This window comes from Aurantibacter sp. UH7 (assembly GCF_056839165.1).
The window spans coordinates 1,126,927-1,144,720 of record NZ_CM166388.1 but is presented as its reverse complement, the minus strand read 5'-3'; the positions used below and the strand labels follow the sequence as shown (position 1 = coordinate 1,144,720).

Genomic DNA, 17,794 nt, shown 5'->3' with positions numbered 1-17,794 from the left:
TTATCTAATTTGCCCATTACCTTTTATATACCATTTGTTAGTCACAAGATGTTGTAATCCTATTGGCCCACGTTGGTGTAATTTATCTGTACTTATTGCGAGTTCACCGCCTAAACCAAATTGCCCGCCATCTGTAAATCGTGTTGATGCATTATGGTACACTGCTGCACTGTCAACATTATTCATAAACTGGTCTGCATTTTCCGAATTGCCTGTAATAATACAAGCTGAGTGACCTCCACCATATGTGTTTATTTTAGAAATAGCTTCTTCTAAATCTACCGTCTGCCCAATTACTATTTTATAATCTAGAAACTCTTCAAACCACACGCTTTCATTTTCAATTGACTTTGTGCCTTCTAAACTAGAAAGCGCATTATCGGCCAGTATTTCAACATTACTCTTTTGTAATTCTTGAATTAAATGCTGAAGAAATTGTTGCTTTCGAACAAGATTAGAATCAATTAATACTTTATCTATAGCATTACAGGCAGATATTTTGGTGGTCTTACCATTAATAATAATGTCTAATGCCATTTGTAAATCTGCTTCGGCATCAACGTATATAAAATTATTTCCGCGACCGCTAACAATTACGGGGCAAGTAGCATGTTGCTTAACAAATGCAATTAATCGTTCACCACCTCTTGGCACAATTAAATCTACCTTTTGTGTTGGCTTTTCTAAAAATTCTTGCGTCTGACTTCTATCAAATTGTAAATAAGTAACCCAGTCGTTAGCTACTCCATTTTCTTGCAATGCCTTGTGCCACAATTCTACCAATACCAGATTGCTATTTATAGATTCTTTGCCACCCTTTAATAAGATTTTATTACCAGATTTAAATGCAATCCCAGCAGCTTCAATAGTTACATCTGGTCGCGATTCATAAATAATTAAAACGGTGCCAAAGGGCGCTGTTTTATTACTTACCTGCATTCCATTTTCATGCGTAAAATTAAATCGTTCGACTCCTAAAGGATCTTCTAAACTTGCTAATTGTTGCAATGATAAAATCATTCCTTCAATTTTTGAATTGTCAACTTTTAGGCGATCTCGCATAGCAATATCATCACCGGAATAGCTGTTCATATCCGTTTCATTTGCGGAAAGAAGTGCATTTTTATCACTTTCTAACAAAGAAGCCATAGTAAGTAGTACAGCATTTCTTTGCGAAATATTCAAGAGTATGTTCATGCTAGTTCTACTTTTAAAGCGTTAAAAAATAAGTCAAGATGTTCTTTGTTAATATTTAAGGCCGGTAGCACTCTTAAAATGTGTTTGTCTTTAGCGCCACCGGTGAATAAAAGTTGATTGTGAATCAACCTTTTTCTAAGATCGGCTACTTCGAAATCAAATTCTAGTCCTAACATTAGACCTCTACCTTTCACTCTTTTTATTTGCGGAATTTCAGCTGCTTTTTTTCTAAAATAACTTTCTAAAGTTGCAGCATTTTCTATTAAATTTTCAGATTCTAAAACTTCTAGAACGGCTAAAGTAGCAGCACACGCTAGGTGATTACCGCCGAAAGTGGTGCCTAATAATCCATATGAAGCTTCTATACTTTCGTGAATTAAAACACCACCTACAGGAAATCCATTTCCCATTCCTTTTGCTATAGTTATTATGTCTGGTATAATTCCTTTATAGTGCTGAAATCCAAAGAATTTTCCACTTCGACCAAAACCACATTGTACTTCGTCAGCAATTAAAAGAACATTGTTTTCTTTACAAAGAGCAGCTACTTTTTGATAAAATGCAGCCGTAGGTTCATCTAAACCGCCAACACCTTGTATTGTTTCAATAATTACACTACAAATATCATCTTTTGAAATTTCTTTTTCAAAAGCTTCAACGTCATCAAATGGCAGAATGGTTACTTTTTGCTGTTGATTTAATGGTGCGTTAATTTTTGGATTGTCAGTTGCTGCAACTGCTGCAGAAGTTCTTCCGTGAAATCCATTTTTAAATGCAATTACCCTTGACTTTCCAGTATGAAAAGAAGCTAATTTTAATGCATTTTCATTTGCTTCGGCACCCGAATTAATTAAAAATAAATTATAATCTTCGCAATCGGATAGTATACCTAATTTAGTTGCAAGCTCTACTTGCAATGGGTTTTTCACCGAATTACTGTAGAAACCAATTTTATCTAACTGGTCTTTTATTCGCTTTACATAATGTGGATGCGAATGCCCAATTGAAATCACAGCATGCCCTCCGTAAAAATCATGATATGTTTTGCCTTGTTCATCAGTTACTAAGATGCCTTTAGCTGAAACAGGAGTTACATTATATAATGGGTAAACGTCAAATAGATTCATGCTTTTATAGTTCAAATTCAAATAAAATAATAAATCTTACACATGGAAGCAATGCTTTTGTATTTGATTTAGATATATGTATTTGTTTTTACATTTTTAATATTGGTATTCCCTAAAGGGGTAGGGCTACATTAGACTTGTCTTTCTTTGATGTTGCTAATTTTTTCAAAGGATGCAACGATGCCTTGGATTAAGGATGAACTTAAACCCTGGTGTTCCATTTCATTTAACCCTTGAATAGTACAACCTTGTGGTGTGGTTACACGATCTATTTCCTCCTCAGGATGATTCCCTGATTCGATTAATAGACTGGCTGCGCCATTACAAGTGTAAACTGCAAGCTCTTGCGCTTCTTTTGCATCAAAACCAAGCTGTATAGCTCCTTGAGTAGTAGCGCGCATTAAGCGCATCCAGAATGCGATTCCGCTTGCGCAAATTACAGTGGCGGCCTGCATTTGATCTTCAGGAATTTCTATTGAATGGCCCATGCGATTGAAAATTGCCTTGGCTAAATCAATTCTGCTTTTTCCTTTTTCATTAGAACATATACATGTCATAGATTTACCAACTGAAATAGCTGTATTTGGCATGCTTCTAATAATGTTATGATTTACACCAATTATAGTCTCAATTTTTGCAATGCTAAAACCAGTAATGGTAGAGATAATTATATGTCTTTTCGCAAGTACGTCCTTAATTTCAATTAGAATAGATTCTAGTTGACCGGGTTGAACAGCAAATATTAAAACCTGTGAGTTTTTTACAGCTTCTATATTATCCGAAGTGATTATGACATTGCCGTATTTTTCAAAATTGTATATCTCTGTTGGGTTTCTTTTAGTGAGATACAAGTGATTTGATCCCTTTGAATGTAAAATACCTTTTGCGATTGATAATCCTAAATTTCCTGCTCCTATGATGGCTATTCTCATGGTTTCCTTTTTATTTAACGCATATAGCGGTGCGTTTTATTCTTATTTCAAACTACTTTTTTCTAAAATACTCCTGCTTTTAAATTGAGTCCAATGTTCTCATTTATGCCAAACATCAAATTCATATTTTGTACTGCCTGACCAGATGCTCCTTTCAATAAATTATCAATTGCAGAAGTAATTAATAAAACTCCTTCGTGTTTATGTAAATGAACATGACATTGATTGGTGTTTACAATTTGTTTTAAATTTATAGGTTCTTCAGCAATCTGAGTGAATAATGCATCAGCGTAAAAATCTTTATATAGTGCAATAGCATCCTCTATACTACCATCAAATTTTGTGTAGGCAGTTGCTAAAATTCCTCTTGTAAAATTTCCTCTATTTGGAAGAAAAAACAATTCACCAGAATCTTTTTGAAAAGATTTTAAACTCTCATTTATTTCACCCAAATGTTGATGTGTAAACGGTTTGTACCAGCTTACATTATTATTTCTCCAACTAAAATGTGAAGTTGCCGACGGACTAACACCAGCACCAGTACTGCCAGTAACAGCATTTATATGAACATCTTTATCTAAAAGTCTAGCTTTTGCTAATGGTAATAATCCCAATTGAATGGCTGTTGCAAAACAACCTGGGTTGGCAATATAATTTGCCTTTTCTATTGCAATTTTATTTATTTCTGGTAATCCGTATATAAATTCTTTGCCTTGAAAAAGTGCGTCTTTCTCTAATCTAAAATCATTACTAAGGTCTACTATTTTTGTAGCATCTGAGAATTTATTTTCAATTAAAAATTTAGAAGAATTACCATGGCCTAAACATAGAAATACAACGTCAACATCTGGATTTACAGTTCCAGTAAATTTCATTTCAGTTAAGCCTAATAAATCAGGATGAGCCGTAGATAGTTTTTTTCCTGCTCTTGTAGTACTGAAAACAAAATCTATTTCAATCTCCGGATGATTCGATAATATTCGAATGAGCTCACCGCCTGTGTAACCAGAGCCACCAATTATTGCTGCCTTAATCATTGGTTTGGTTTACATGATTATAAATTTTTCCTGAATTCGAAAGTATTTTAATAAAGCCTTTTGCATCATCTGCAGACCAACCTTTGTTTACTTCTCCATAACTGCCAAAAGCATCGGTCATTAAATCATGTTTAGATGAAATACCTTGTAATCTAAACTGAAATGGATAAAGACCAACGAACACATCACCTGAAACAGTTTTTTGAGTATCAGTTAAGAAGGCTTCAATATTTCGCATTACGGCATCTAAATAATTACCTTCATGCAAGAGCATTCCATAAAAATTACCCTGTTGTTCTTTCTGATATTGTTGCCATTTTGTAAGTGTATGTTTCTCTAACAAATGGTGTGCTTTTATTATAATTAATGCCGAAGGAGCTTCAAAACCAACTCTACCTTTTGTGCCAATAATAGTATCTCCCACATGAATATCTCTACCGATTGCATAAGTAGAAGCTAAGGCTTCTAGTTTTTCTATATTAGCAACTGGGTTATCTTTTTTGCCATCAATAGCTACAAGTTCTCCTTTTTCAAAAGTTAGTTTTACTTCAGATGGATTTTTTTCTTGTAATTGACTTGGGTATGCCGAATCGGGTAATGCTTTTTCTGATGTAAGCGTTTCTTCACCACCTACAGATGTGCCCCAAAGCCCTTTATTAATTGAATATTTTGCCTTTTCCCAAGAATAGTCTACACCGTTTTCTTTTAGGTATGCAATTTCTGCTTCTCTGGCTAATGAATTATCTCTAATAGGAGTAATGATTTCAATTTCGGGAGCAATGATTTGAAAAATCATATCAAATCGTACTTGGTCATTTCCAGCACCTGTACTTCCATGAGCAATATATGATGCACCCACTTCTTTTGCATAGTTTACTATTTCAATGGCCTGAACAATACGTTCTGCACTTACCGAAAGTGGATAGGTGTTGTTTTTTAGTACATTACCGAAAATAAGGTACTTGACTACTTTATCATAAAAAGTTTGAACAGCATCTATAGAAGTATAAGATGTTGCACCAAGTTGTAATGCTTTTTCTTTGATAGTCGCAATTTCTTGAGCAGAAAAACCGCCTGTATTTACACTTACTGCATGTACTTCAAATCCTTTTTCTTTCGATAAATATTTGGCACAATACGAAGTATCGAGGCCACCACTGTATGCTAAAACTAATTTTTTCATTTTGTATTTTTCTTTAGGAATATACTTTCCTTTAAACTTTTTAATTTTTGATATACTTTACTGTTAGGCTTTTTTGTAGATTTTGCTTTAACTTTTGGGTCGTATAACATACCAGTACAAAGACACATCTTTTGCTCGGTGCGTGTTAAAACATCAAAATTTTTGCAAGTCTGACAGCCTTTCCAAAATTCGGGGTCATCGGTTAACTCTGAAAATGTTACGGGTTTGTATCCTAATTCGTAATTAATTTTCATTACCGCAAGCCCGGTTGTGATTCCGAATATTTTTGCATCTGGAAATTTACTGGCTGATAGCTTAAAAATCTCGTTTTTTATTTTCTTAGCTAGACCCTGATTTCTAAAATCAGGATGTACAATTAAGCCTGAATTTGCAACATATTTTTCGTGCCCCCAAACTTCGATATAACAAAAACCAGCAAATTTATCACCTTCTAAAGCAATTACGGCGTTGCCGTTAGAAAGCTTTTTGTTGATATACTCAGGAGTTCTTTTCGCAATACCAGTACCACGTACTTGTGCAGATTCTGCAATAGTATCGCAAATAATTTGAGCGTACTTAAAATGTGATTCGTTAGCAATAACAATATCCATTGTTGCTACCTGTTTAAATTAAATTTTTTGAATGTTTTTTGTCGAAATGCGGAAATGGACTCACCTTTTTCCATAATAGAAGTGCACCCTTACGGGCGACGACGGCGTAGAGATACCGGACGTATATTTAATGCGAATATGTAATTCTGTTCTTGCATTGAAAATCAAAAATACAAATTAAATTGAGTTGACAACATTAGAACTGTTATTTTTTCGAAAAAAAGGTTTTTGTTTGTTTAGTTTGACGATTTCGTAGCACATATAGCCAAACACAGAAATATATTCAATAGCTAGAAGCCAAAGATTTTCTTTAAAGTCTGATTGAGCATAGGCATAATAACTAAGTATTACAGCTGCAGACCAAATAATTGGAAATCTGAAATCAGAAAAAGCAGATAAAGGGAGCAGAAAAATGATATACCACGGATGAACCGTTGTGCTCATAAAATAATAGCTAGTTAATACCCAGAGCATGGCTATTAAAACGCTTTTTAGTTGCTTGTCTACTTTTAAAAGTGAAAATAGTAGTACAATAGCAATGGTGATGTATGGCGTTACTTTTCCATACCTTTTAATAAATTCCCAGGGTTTCTGATCGTAATAGACAGCAATCTTTTCTATTAAATTATAAGGGCCAGCATTGAATTCAAAATTGGAAAACCATAGTCCAACAGTTTGAGAGTAATTGTTTACAAAGTCAGATGAATAAAATGGTAATAATAATGCAATAGAAACACTGCCAACAATTATATAAAACAAAATACTTTTCTTGAAGCCTAAATATCTTAGAAATAGTGGAAGAAACATTAGCGGTACTAACTTCACCGATATTGCTAACGCATAAGGAATACCAGCAAGTAGCCATTTTTTTACGGATAGAAGATAAATAGACCAAACAAAAAAGAAGAGCATAACCCCTTCAAAATGAAGATTTCCGGTAAGTTCAATAATTACAAGTGGATTTAAAAAATACCAAAAGATTAAGTGAGGCGATTGATTTAGGTTTCGTAATAGTTTTCTACCGAAATAGAATATACCTAAATCGGCTAGTACGATTATAATACGCATTACTATTGTTGTGCCTAGAATTGATTTTCCCCCAAAAAGTGCAGCGATTGCAAATAGAAATTGATTCATGGGAGGATAATTACTGAAATGTCGTGCACTTAATGTCCCCATGCCATTATAAAGCTCTTTGGCATTCGCGATTACTAAATCTTTTTGTTCTATTAGGGTGTTTGGTACTTCTAAATACGGATTGATGAAATTACTGACCAATTCGCCATCCCAAATAAAACGATAATAATCTTGTGACAGATTCGGTTCTGCCATCATAAACACTAATCGAAACAGAATGCCTACGATTAATAGGAATTTGTAGTTCCATTTTTCAAACTGTATTATTTTAAAACATAGCATGAAAAGTGCTACAAAAAAGCACAAAAGTTTAATAAAATCTGTACGAGGTAATTGATAAGCAAAAACAAAATAAAACAACAAACTTGTAATAACCAGCAAAATGGGAATTTTGTGGAGTTTGATGTATGAAAATATGCGATTTTGCATTACAGTTATAGTCGGTTTGAATAACTGAAAATATGAAAATTATATTATTTAATTGCTAGAATTTTAAGCTCTTGAAGTCAAAGACTTTGTAAATACAAATCCGAAGCCTAAAAACAGCATAAAGTGAAACGGAAAAAGACCGAAATCGTTAAGTGGAATTGCACTGTACATTCCAAATAAGAAATAAACCATTAATGCAGCTTCTATAATCATATTTGGTGAAAGTTTTTTAGCAAGATACTTATTGCCTTTCCAGCTTTCTGTAATACTATTGATATTGAATTTTGGAGTACGTACAAATTCACTACGCTTACCCATATGACCTTCTAAAACAGCTATAGTATTGTGTAATGAAAAACCAAGAGCAACTGCAAAAAAGGTAAAGAAAAGTTTAATGTAATCGATAAATTTATCAAAACTGCTGCCTTGAATACTTTTATAAGTAAACCAATAACAAACGAACAAGATAATAGTACTTAAAACAAAAAACTGAAGTAATGTGAACACCCAATCTAGCTGTGGATATATTGCCTTAATATACATAGCAGGTATGCTTAATAGGGCAACTAAAAATACACATAAGAACATTGAACTGTTTAATAAATGCATTACACCATGAAACTTGGTCTTAAATGAAATGTTCTTTGCTGATAGAACACGCCAAACAGATTTTCTAAAGTTTTCCGCACCACCTTTATTCCAGCGAAATTGTTGTGAACGTGCTGCACTTATTACTACAGGTAATTCAGCGGGAGTTTCAACATCCTCTAAATATTTGAATTTCCAATCTTTCAATTGTGCTCTGTAGCTTAAATCAAGATCTTCGGTAAGTGTATCACCTTCCCAGTTGCCTGCATCAAGAATACATTCTTTTCTCCAGATACCAGCTGTACCATTAAAGTTGATAAAATGCCCTTTCGAACTTCTACCAACCTGCTCTAAAGTAAAATGTGCATCTAAAGCAAAAGCCTGAATACGTGTTAATGTTGAATAGTCTCTATTAATATGTCCCCAGCGCGTTTGTACAACACCGATTTCTGCATCTTTAAAATAGATAACTGTTTTTTTTAACCAGTCGCTGTCTGGTAAAAAATCTGCGTCAAAAATGGCTATAAATTCACCTTTCGCAATCTCTAAACCTTCTTTTAAGGCGCCAGCTTTAAACCCCTGACGATTAGTACGTGTAATATGAGTAATATCTAAACCTGTTTCGCGTAAAGCTTTTACGTGTTTTGCAGTATCAATTACAGTGTCATCAGTAGAGTCATCTAGGACTTGAATTTCTAATTTACTTTTTGGATATTCTATTTTTGAGATGTTTTCAAGCAAACGGTCCATTACATACTCCTCATTGTAAACCGGAAGTTGTATGGTTACATAGGGTATCTCTTTAGGATCTAGTAAGTTGAATTTTGGTGCTGTTTGATTTCTGCGTTTGTCACCTAAGTAGTTGATTAACAGGTTTAACTGCGCAAGGCTATAAAAGAATATGAGCATCAAAGAGATACTGTATATTGCTAAAATAATGTATGTAACAATCAATCCCATATTTTACATCTGATTTTATAAAAAACTCAGTTTTATTTTATGCTGTACTTGAATATCCAACCCAAGATTTTTATGCCTGCAAATATACTACCTTTTACGGTTCCTGATACTTTAGAAACACCAATTCTTTTCTTGTAATGCACTGGTATTTCGGTGTATGTCAGCTTTTTTTTCAGTGCTTTAAGTTGCATTTCTACTGTCCATCCGTAGGTTTTATCCTCCATCTGCAACTCCAATAACTTGTCGTACCGTATAGCTCTAAACGGTCCAAGATCAGTAAATGTTGCCCTAAAGAACAATTTCATTAGGCTGGTTGCTAACCAATTACCAAAAACTTGTTGTGGTGTCATACTACCATCTTCCCTTAGTCGCTTTACACGTGCACCAATTACAAAATCATAACGATCATTTAATATTGGCGCCACTAGTTTGGTTAGTTCTTCAGGGAAATCGCTATAATCTCCATCAATAAATACGATAATATGTGGTCTTTCGGATTGCTCTGCTATATAATTCATGCCTTTTAAGCATGCGTATCCATAGCCTTTTCTATTTTCGGTAAGTACCGTAGCACCTGCATTTTGCGCGTTTTGAGCAGTTTTGTCAGATGAATTATTATTGACTACTATTATTTCCGAAACAATATCAGGAATTTCATTGATGACCGATGCAATAGAATCAGCTTCATTAAATGCGGGTATTATAACTTTGATAATTGTATTTTCCATTGCTGATACCTATTTCAGGTTGTATTTGTTTTAGCCTTGTATTAGATGCAATGAATTATTGCTTTTGATTGAATATAGGTGATTTAAGTCTCAGTATGTTTGATTGGTATAGAAAAATTGTAAAAATGAACAGGGGAATACTTTTGGTCATTATCGTAAATCTCTTAGTTTATTCTCTCGTTTAAAGCTTTTTATATCGTTCCATTCCTTTATTTTTTTACCTCTATTGTATTTTATGGCTGCTGCAATTTCACCATTATCATACTGAATGCAATATCCATTTTTAATGCCGGTATTTAATTGACATTTATAATCGAGTCTACCTTTTTCATCATAGTACAGCCACCAATCCGATTTTTTGCCTTGTGAATAGTGTCCTTCATTACTCCTTATTTTATTAGGAGTGTAGAAATACCAGTAATCTACTCGCTTACCATTTTTGTAATGCCCCTTTTCGGCGACGTTTCCATTAGCATAATAAAATTTCCAATAGCCCGATTTTACACCGTTTTTTACCCAACCTTCAGATTTCTTTTTTCCGGTCTCATAATATTCTTTGTAATAGCGGTTATTCTCCTTGGAAGAATTTCCAAAGAAAAATAACAAAGTCGCCAATATTAGAATTTTATGAATCATCTATTTATGATGTAACTTTTTAGGTTTCGGGGTGTCTAACATAATCATTTTTACTACTTCTTGTTTACTAAATCCATTAAATCAACATCATTGCCCAATAAAACCTCTGTTGGATTAATCCTACCGACTTCAGGTCCGTTTTCTAATTTTAATACGCCACGTGGGCAAACAGCAGAACAAATACCACAGCCGACACAACTAGAACGAACTATGTTTTCTCCTTTTTGTGCATAAGCGCGCACATCTATACCTTGTTCACAATAGGTTGAACAATTACCGCAAGAAATACATTGTCCACCATTAGTAGTTATTCTAAAGCGTGATTTAAATCGCTGAACAAAACCTAAATAAGCAGCTAGCGGACAACCAAATCTGCACCATACACGATTACCGAAAATAGGGTAGAAGCCTGTACCTATTACACCAGCAAATACCGAGCCTACAGCTAAACTGTATGTATTTTGAACACTTTGCGTTTTTATACCTAGAACCGTTCCTGTTTCTGCGAAAAAACTGTATAAAGTCATGCCTGTCATTACTAGTGCAAAAAGCAATACACCGTGAATAAGCCACCGTTCAATTTTCCAAGAAAATAAAGATTTACTCGAATGTTGTCGATAAGGGTCTCCTAGAGTTTCTGCTAGACCCCCACAGCCACAAACCCATGAACAATACCATCTTTTTCCAAAGAAATATACCATTACTGGTACAACAACTACGGTTAGTACAACGCCCCAAACGAGAATAAATAGTCCAATGCCACCACTATTTAATAGTGATTTTAAATTCCATTGAAAAAAGAAATCGTAATCTAATGGAAAGGCATTTTTAAAATCGTAATATGGCATTTGCAAGCGCGTCATTATTTCGGGTATCAAAAACGCAAAAACGATTTGAAAAAATAAAACCGATGTGGTTCGCACCATTTGATAAACGTTATGGCGATATTTTATGTACATTCTTACGGCCATTACGGTCATAACTACGCAATACATAAAACCATAAACAAACCAATGTCCAGCAGGGTTTCCACTTAAGAATTCACTAATAGGGTCCACTAGAAATGTCCAATTGACAGCAAATTCAGGCCTAAAATATAGCACGAGGTAAAAACTAACTAAAAAGATAAAAACTAACCACGCTATCCAACCTCTATTCGTAGAACTTTTATGATAAATACCATCATTTTTAATGCCTTTTTTACCAAGCAGAATTATATTGGGAAGTATAAAAAGTAATGCGCCAATTATACCAAAACCAAAGGTAAGTAACCACATTAATCCTTTGTTATTCGCAATAAATCCGATTCCAGAGGACTTGCCGATTAGTGTTGCCATGTCATGCGGCGAGGTGTAAATGACCTTTTTATATTCTTTGTTTTTTCTGTGTTGAGCGTTTGCTTTTTCAAGTGCGTCAACTATTTTAGGGGAGAGCTCCAACATGCCATTGAAATCTCTATCAACAACTTCGGTTTGCATTGACTGAATAAATAATTCGCTTTTGAAACCTTTATCTGCAACAATCTCATCAAATGTACTTTGATCTAATTTAAAACCTCCTACTAATGGGAGCACAGTAAAAAGGCCCAATCCGATTAAGAAAATTATAAGTCCTATGGTTTTTATGGCTTTCATATTATTTATTAAGCTTTTGCAAAAATTCGTTTCCAACTCTTTTTTTTGGGATTGATATTGGAGCCCATTTCCTTATTGAATTTTGCAACTATTTGAGATTCATATTGCGAATAAAATTCAGGGTCGAAATTGGCATCTTTTAGGTATTCCATTATATGTTCTACACTTCTTTCTTCTGTCAACCATTGGTCAAAAATTTTGTGTCGCATACGTATACCAAAGGTGTTGATGCCTAAAAATTTTCTAGTATCCTTATCAAAAGAAATAGTAATACTTAAGTTTTCTTTAGAATGACGCCAATGAAAATGTTGTTCATAGTCTTTAATTCCTTTCTCACTAAATACCCACCCGTAAGTTTGATATTCAATGTCTAAAAATTTAGCTGAATTAAACCAATGCCCAGGTTTGTATTCACGCGCATTACCACAAATAGTTTGTGCCAAAGTTTCGCCCATCATGCGACCAGTATACCATACGGCTTCAATTGGACGCCTGTTGCCAATTGCTTCATGTTGTTCTGCGCAATCGCCAATCGCATAAATGTCTTTTATATTAGTCTCTAATAACCGATTGACTTTTACACCTCTACCTATTTCTATTCCCGATTCTTTTAGAAAATCAATATTTGGAGTTACGCCTGCTGTTAAACCAACAACATCACATTCTATAGTATCACCTTTATCCGTTGTAATAGCTTTTACTTTTCCATTATCATCAGAAAGTATTTCAACCAAATTGGTGGCTAGGCGCAAATCTATATGGTGCTCGAGAATATGTTCGTTTATCATTTCAGATTCTCCTTTTGGCAAAACACCATTCCAGAAACTACTTTCTCTAACTAAAAAGGTCACTGGTATTTTTCTGCTTCGTAACATTTCTGCTAGTTCAATACCAATAAGTCCCCCACCAACAATAACAGCATGTTTGCAAACTTTGTTGTCAGGAGCATTTGCTTCCAATTTATCTAAATCTTGTTTGGAATAGAGTCCTTGCACTCCTTCTAAATCTTGGCCTGGCCAACCAAATTTATTGGGTTTAGACCCTGTAGCAATAATTAATTTATCGTACGTAATGTTTTTGCCATCAGATAAAATCAAAGATTTGTTCTCATGTTTTACTTCAGATACATAACCTTTTACTAAATCAATCCTATTCTTTTTCCAAAACCAATTTTCATACGGCTGCGTATGTTCAAACTTCATGTGCCCCATATATACATACATTAGCGCAGTACGTGAGAAGAAATAGTCGGTTTCCGTAGAAACAATTGTTATTTTTTTATCGGAATTTTTTCTTATGTGTCTGGCAGCTGTTACGCCTGCAATTCCGTTGCCAATAATAACTATATGTTCCATGTTGGTTTGTGCTATTTTAAGATTCTGTCGTAACTAAAGGTAAGAACTTAATATTTTATTTAATTTTTGATAAAATATTACAAACGCGTAAGTTTTGCGCTATAACTAGGACTATAAAGAACATAATAATAAAATAACCACCAATAATGGATTTTAGAAAACGCATTTTAGTTCTTATTCAATCTTCGATATTTCTGTTTTTCATTGTAATTCAAGGTCAAGATGACACCGCAGACGATCCGGTAAATAAAAGTAATATTCAACAATACACACCTTCTAAATTAATGGGCAAAGGTCAATGGGATCTTAAGTGGTTTAATAACCTTTACACCGAAACTAAAAGCACATTTAGTGATGTTGATATTCCGAGAGCCACATTTTTTACGGCAACACTAGAGGCTTATACGGGGGTAGGAGAGAATAAAAGGTGGAATGTCGGTGCAATAGCACGTGTACGTAGTAATACTATTAAAGATAGGGCTGCTTTAGATGTGTTTAAGTTTGATGGTGAAGCGAGTTCGGCCAGATCGGGTATAACTGCGATTGCGCCCTCTGTGAAGTTTGTGCCTATTGCTTCATTGAGTAATTTTTCAATTCAGAGCTCATTCTTTATTCCATTGATTGATAACGAAACCGAAAACGGAGTTTATTTAGAGCAAAATGGGTACGTTTGGCAGAATCGATTTTTTTATGATTATACTTTCCCTAGTGAGAAATGGCAACTGTTTTCTGAACTAAATACAGAACTTAATTTTGGAGCTGCAGGTGATAGCTTTGCCAATAATAGTATGAATTTGGCACCAGGTATTTTCTTAAGTTATTTTCCTAGTTATAAGTTCACCATTTTAGCTTTAGCTCAACATTTGCAGCGTTTGGATTTAGGAAACAATTTTAGTCAAAATTACACAGCCTTAGGCGGAGGAGTAAAATACCAACTTACACATGCACTAAATTTAGAAGTGCTTTATACTAATTTTGTCAGAGGAAATAACACTGGGCTCGGTCAGACCTTTAATTTGGGTTTACGTGTTATTTTGTAGTACAAACTAATAAAAAGGCTATTTTAGGGGACTATTTCGCTTTAAATGAAAAAACTAGGTCTCCTTGTATTAGTCTTTTTGCAACTTTCTTGCGCGGGTCAGAAATTGACTAAAATGAATGGTGTGAGTTTTGTTGCTTCGAGAAATGAAGTTACTCAAGATCATATAAACCCTGTGGTTGCTCTAAATGCAACTCATGCCGCGGTAATGCCATTTGGCTTTATACGTGATTTAAATTCGCCCGAAGTAATTTTTAATTCAGAAAGACAGTGGTTTGGTGAAACCAAAAAAGGGGCTAAGCAATATGTGGCTTTATTGCATGAAAATGGTATAAGCGTTATGCTTAAACCTCAAATATGGGTTTCTAGAGGTTTGTTTACGGGTAGTATTGTAATGGAGAATGAAAGTGATTGGCAAACTCTTGAAACATCATATGCAGACTTTATAACCTCGTATGCAGCTTTGGCTGAAGATTCTAAAATTGATGTTTTTTGTATTGGTACCGAATTAGAATTATTCGTTAAGAATAGACCAGAATTTTGGACAAATTTAATACTAAAGGTTAAAGAAGTTTATAATGGTAAATTAACCTATGCCGCAAATTGGGATGAATATACTAGAACACCATTTTGGTCAGATTTAGATTATATTGGTATTGATGCATATTTTCCATTATCTGAGGAAAAAACACCTACCGTAGAACAATTAAAATTAGGCTGGCAGAAATGGAAAAAACCAATTGCAGATTTATCGAAAAAAGTAGATAAGCAGGTAATATTTACGGAGTTTGGTTATCGTAGTATGGACTTTACAGCTAAAAAACCATGGCTCGTAGATCGCAACGAAGAACAAGTGAATTTTGAGGGACAAGCGATTGCAACAAAAGTACTTTTTGAAGAATTTTGGTCAGAAGATTGGTTTGCTGGTGGTTATGTTTGGAAGTGGTTTGTTAATCATGATAAAGTCGGTGGCGCAGCGGATAACAGATTTACACCTCAGAACAAAAAGGCGGAAGAAGTAATTAGAGACCACTTTAAATCGAGTTCATTTTGAGATATATTATTTTAATTGTTATTGCATTAACTTATAGCTGTTCGGTTGATAAAGAGGTTTTATCGGGTACCCTAGAGGCCGCTATTGATGAATCAGAAATTGTAAGAGACAATGTAATTGCATGTGCTGCAAGCAATAAAAATGATGACCGCACTAGCGTTTTTCTATATCCGAGAATAGGAGCATCGAATATTCGATACTTTGAAACGCGATCTGCAAACTCCGATAAAAATGATTTTTCGGAATATGATGAGTTTGATGTTGTTCCACAAGATATTTTTAACGGGTATTTAAAGAAAATTGAAACAAGAGTTACCGAAGGAGCTTGGGTAATTGTATCGTTTGAAGAAGAAGGTAAAGTGCATTTGTGCAACCCTATCCGAATAAAAAAAGATTCCAAACCGACAGAAATTTTACGGGATAGTGTTGCTATTACGAATGTCAATACAACAATGCCTCTTTTTTCATGGTCGGAGGGTGTTTATGATGATACTGTTATTTATTTTGAAGTTGTTTCGGATGTTAATGATAACCTCCTTACCGGAACATATACAGAAGATCGAAGATTTCAGTATTATGATACTACCAATGTTGTTTTAAATGTTACACGAGAAACACCACCAGAACTTGATTATAATCTCAATTACAATTTTACTTTAATGGGTGTAAGCGAAGATAATTGGGTTAATCTTTTTGTTGAAATACCTTTTGTTTTAGAAGAGAATTAGGGTTTTGCTTTTATGAGAAATTTTTTCTTAATAGGTTTTTTTTTAACGAGTATAGCAGTTGTTGCCCAAACTACTGTGTCTAATGTTGCAATAGAAGGAACTAAAAGAACAAAACCTTCATTTTTTAAAAACCTCATTCAAACAGCCCCCGGTGAGCGATTAGATTCGTTGAAAATTATAAATGATGTTCAGTATTTAAAACGATTACCTTCTATTTCAAATGCTGTTTTTGAGGTGATTTATAATGAACAAGAAAGTGCTGAAGTTCTATTTACAGTTGTTGAAAATTTTACACTTATTCCTTTTGCGAGTATCTATACTTCAAGTAATGACGAGTTTGCATTTCGTGTGGGTTTACAAGAATTTAATTTTCTAGGAAGGAATATTACCTTGGGTGCATTCTATCAATATGATGTTTTTAATTCTTATGGGCTACAAGTGAAAGCTCCATATTTATTTAGTAGAAAATGGGGTTTGTCTCTAAGTTATCATGACTTAAATACTTTGGAGCCTATTTTTTTTGATGCTACTTCGGCAGATTATAGCTACAATAATAGAGCCACTGAAATAATGGTAGTGCATCAATTTAATTCAAGAAATCAATTGTCTTTTGGAGGAGGTTTTTTCACTGAGAATTATGAATATGTATCTGGTGCAACCAGTGTTAATGTGCCTAGAACGTTAGATATTGATAAGGCACTAATAAAGTTAATTCATCAATATGATGGTGTAGATTATGACTATCAATTATTGAATGGCTTTCGAAATACTTTCAATTTTCAATATGTAAAAGCTGTTAAAACAGATTTTCCGAGTTTCGTTATTGCTTTTAACGATTTGATTTACTATCGAGAATTATACGGGAAAGGGGTATGGGCAAGTCGTTTAAGAGCGGGGCTTTCATCCAATGAAAAAACACCCTTTGCACCATTTTCAGTTGATAATAATATAAATATTAGGGGAGTGGGAAACACTATTGACCGTGGGACAGGTACAATAGTTTTAAATACCGAGTATCGTCATAATCTAATTGATAAAAATTGGTTTATTTTACAAAGCAATGTTTTTGTTGATGCTGGTACATGGCGAAATCCGGGCGGCAAGCTTAACGATTTTACCAACGCTGATAATATTCGAATTTATCCTGGTTTAGGGCTTCGTTTCGTACATAAAAGAATTTTCAATGCTGTATTCAGAATAGATTATGGATACGGAATTACAAAAGGTGCTTCACGCGGATTAGTTTTTGGTATTGGACAATATTTTTAGACATTCCTTTTATTTATGTTCAGTACAGGTTTAAATAAAACATCTTTTTAAATTGTTAAGTAAATCGTTAACTAATTTTTGATATTGACTTCTTGGTTTTCATTTGCTTGCGTAATTTTGTTGTAGTGCAATGTACATTTAGGCATTGTT

At 34.1% G+C, this 17,794-nt stretch carries 16 protein-coding genes; 4 read left to right on the top strand and 12 right to left on the bottom strand.

Translation table 11 applies throughout. The features are described from left to right. From UH7x_RS05005 to UH7x_RS04950, 12 genes are all read right to left on the bottom strand, one after another. A complete protein-coding gene (locus tag UH7x_RS05005; RefSeq protein WP_482362624.1) occupies positions 1 to 1,197 on the bottom strand; it encodes a glutamate-5-semialdehyde dehydrogenase in 1,197 nt (398 codons plus the stop codon). After that, the gene (locus UH7x_RS05000) at positions 1,194 to 2,324 is read right to left on the bottom strand and encodes an aspartate aminotransferase family protein (protein WP_482362623.1); all 1,131 of its coding nucleotides are present in this window, start codon (positions 2,322 to 2,324) and stop codon (positions 1,194 to 1,196) included. Before UH7x_RS05000 ends, UH7x_RS05005 begins: the two co-directional genes overlap by 4 nt. 131 nt (positions 2,325 to 2,455) lie before the next feature. Beyond that, positions 2,456 to 3,256, bottom strand: a complete 801-nt coding sequence (gene proC / locus UH7x_RS04995; protein WP_482362622.1) for a pyrroline-5-carboxylate reductase — start codon at positions 3,254 to 3,256, stop codon at positions 2,456 to 2,458. 62 nt (positions 3,257 to 3,318) lie between these two features. Further along, positions 3,319 to 4,293: an N-acetyl-gamma-glutamyl-phosphate reductase gene (gene argC, locus UH7x_RS04990; protein WP_482362621.1), complete on the bottom strand. Its 975-nt coding sequence runs from the start codon at positions 4,291 to 4,293 to the stop codon at positions 3,319 to 3,321. Next, entirely contained in the window at positions 4,286 to 5,476 is a 1,191-nt protein-coding gene (gene argG / locus UH7x_RS04985) for an argininosuccinate synthase (protein ID WP_482362620.1), read from the bottom strand. The genes argC and argG overlap by 8 nt, the downstream gene beginning before the upstream one ends. Next, complete coding sequence (locus UH7x_RS04980) at positions 5,473 to 6,087, bottom strand: GNAT family N-acetyltransferase (RefSeq protein ID WP_482362619.1); 615 nt, start codon at positions 6,085 to 6,087, stop codon at positions 5,473 to 5,475. The genes argG and UH7x_RS04980 overlap by 4 nt, the downstream gene beginning before the upstream one ends. A gap of 177 nt (positions 6,088 to 6,264) precedes the next feature. After that, entirely contained in the window at positions 6,265 to 7,605 is a 1,341-nt protein-coding gene (locus UH7x_RS04975) for a glycosyltransferase family 87 protein (RefSeq protein WP_482362618.1), read from the bottom strand. Between the two features lie 111 nt (positions 7,606 to 7,716). Continuing rightward, the gene (locus UH7x_RS04970; RefSeq protein ID WP_482362617.1) at positions 7,717 to 9,201 is read right to left on the bottom strand and encodes a cellulose synthase family protein; all 1,485 of its coding nucleotides are present in this window, start codon (positions 9,199 to 9,201) and stop codon (positions 7,717 to 7,719) included. A 32-nt stretch (positions 9,202 to 9,233) separates the two neighbouring features. Continuing rightward, positions 9,234 to 9,929: a glycosyltransferase family 2 protein gene (locus UH7x_RS04965; RefSeq protein ID WP_482362616.1), complete on the bottom strand. Its 696-nt coding sequence runs from the start codon at positions 9,927 to 9,929 to the stop codon at positions 9,234 to 9,236. 150 nt (positions 9,930 to 10,079) lie between these two features. Beyond that, on the bottom strand, positions 10,080 to 10,565 hold the full coding sequence (locus tag UH7x_RS04960; protein ID WP_482362615.1) for a toxin-antitoxin system YwqK family antitoxin: 486 nt from the start codon (positions 10,563 to 10,565) through the stop codon (positions 10,080 to 10,082). A 53-nt stretch (positions 10,566 to 10,618) separates the two neighbouring features. Further along, a complete protein-coding gene (locus UH7x_RS04955) occupies positions 10,619 to 12,199 on the bottom strand; it encodes a 4Fe-4S binding protein (RefSeq protein WP_482362614.1) in 1,581 nt (526 codons plus the stop codon). Between the two features lie 8 nt (positions 12,200 to 12,207). After that, on the bottom strand, positions 12,208 to 13,554 hold the full coding sequence (locus tag UH7x_RS04950) for an NAD(P)/FAD-dependent oxidoreductase (protein WP_482362613.1): 1,347 nt from the start codon (positions 13,552 to 13,554) through the stop codon (positions 12,208 to 12,210). Between the two features lie 146 nt (positions 13,555 to 13,700). On the opposite strand from UH7x_RS04950, the gene UH7x_RS04945 reads away from it, so the two are divergent. Genes UH7x_RS04945 through UH7x_RS04930 form a run of 4 tightly spaced genes read left to right on the top strand, consistent with a single transcriptional unit; the run spans position 13,701 to position 17,644 of the window. Next, complete coding sequence (locus UH7x_RS04945) at positions 13,701 to 14,594, top strand: hypothetical protein (protein WP_482362612.1); 894 nt, start codon at positions 13,701 to 13,703, stop codon at positions 14,592 to 14,594. 45 nt (positions 14,595 to 14,639) lie between these two features. After that, positions 14,640 to 15,647 carry a glycoside hydrolase family 113 gene (locus UH7x_RS04940; RefSeq protein WP_482362611.1) on the top strand — a complete coding sequence of 336 codons (1,008 nt, stop codon included), beginning with the start codon at positions 14,640 to 14,642 and terminating at the stop codon, positions 15,645 to 15,647. Continuing rightward, a complete protein-coding gene (locus UH7x_RS04935; RefSeq protein ID WP_482362610.1) occupies positions 15,644 to 16,375 on the top strand; it encodes a hypothetical protein in 732 nt (243 codons plus the stop codon). Before UH7x_RS04940 ends, UH7x_RS04935 begins: the two co-directional genes overlap by 4 nt. A gap of 12 nt (positions 16,376 to 16,387) precedes the next feature. Beyond that, positions 16,388 to 17,644, top strand: coding sequence for a POTRA domain-containing protein (locus UH7x_RS04930; protein WP_482362609.1), 1,257 nt, complete (start codon positions 16,388 to 16,390; stop codon positions 17,642 to 17,644). Positions 17,645 to 17,794: the final 150 nt, after the last annotated feature.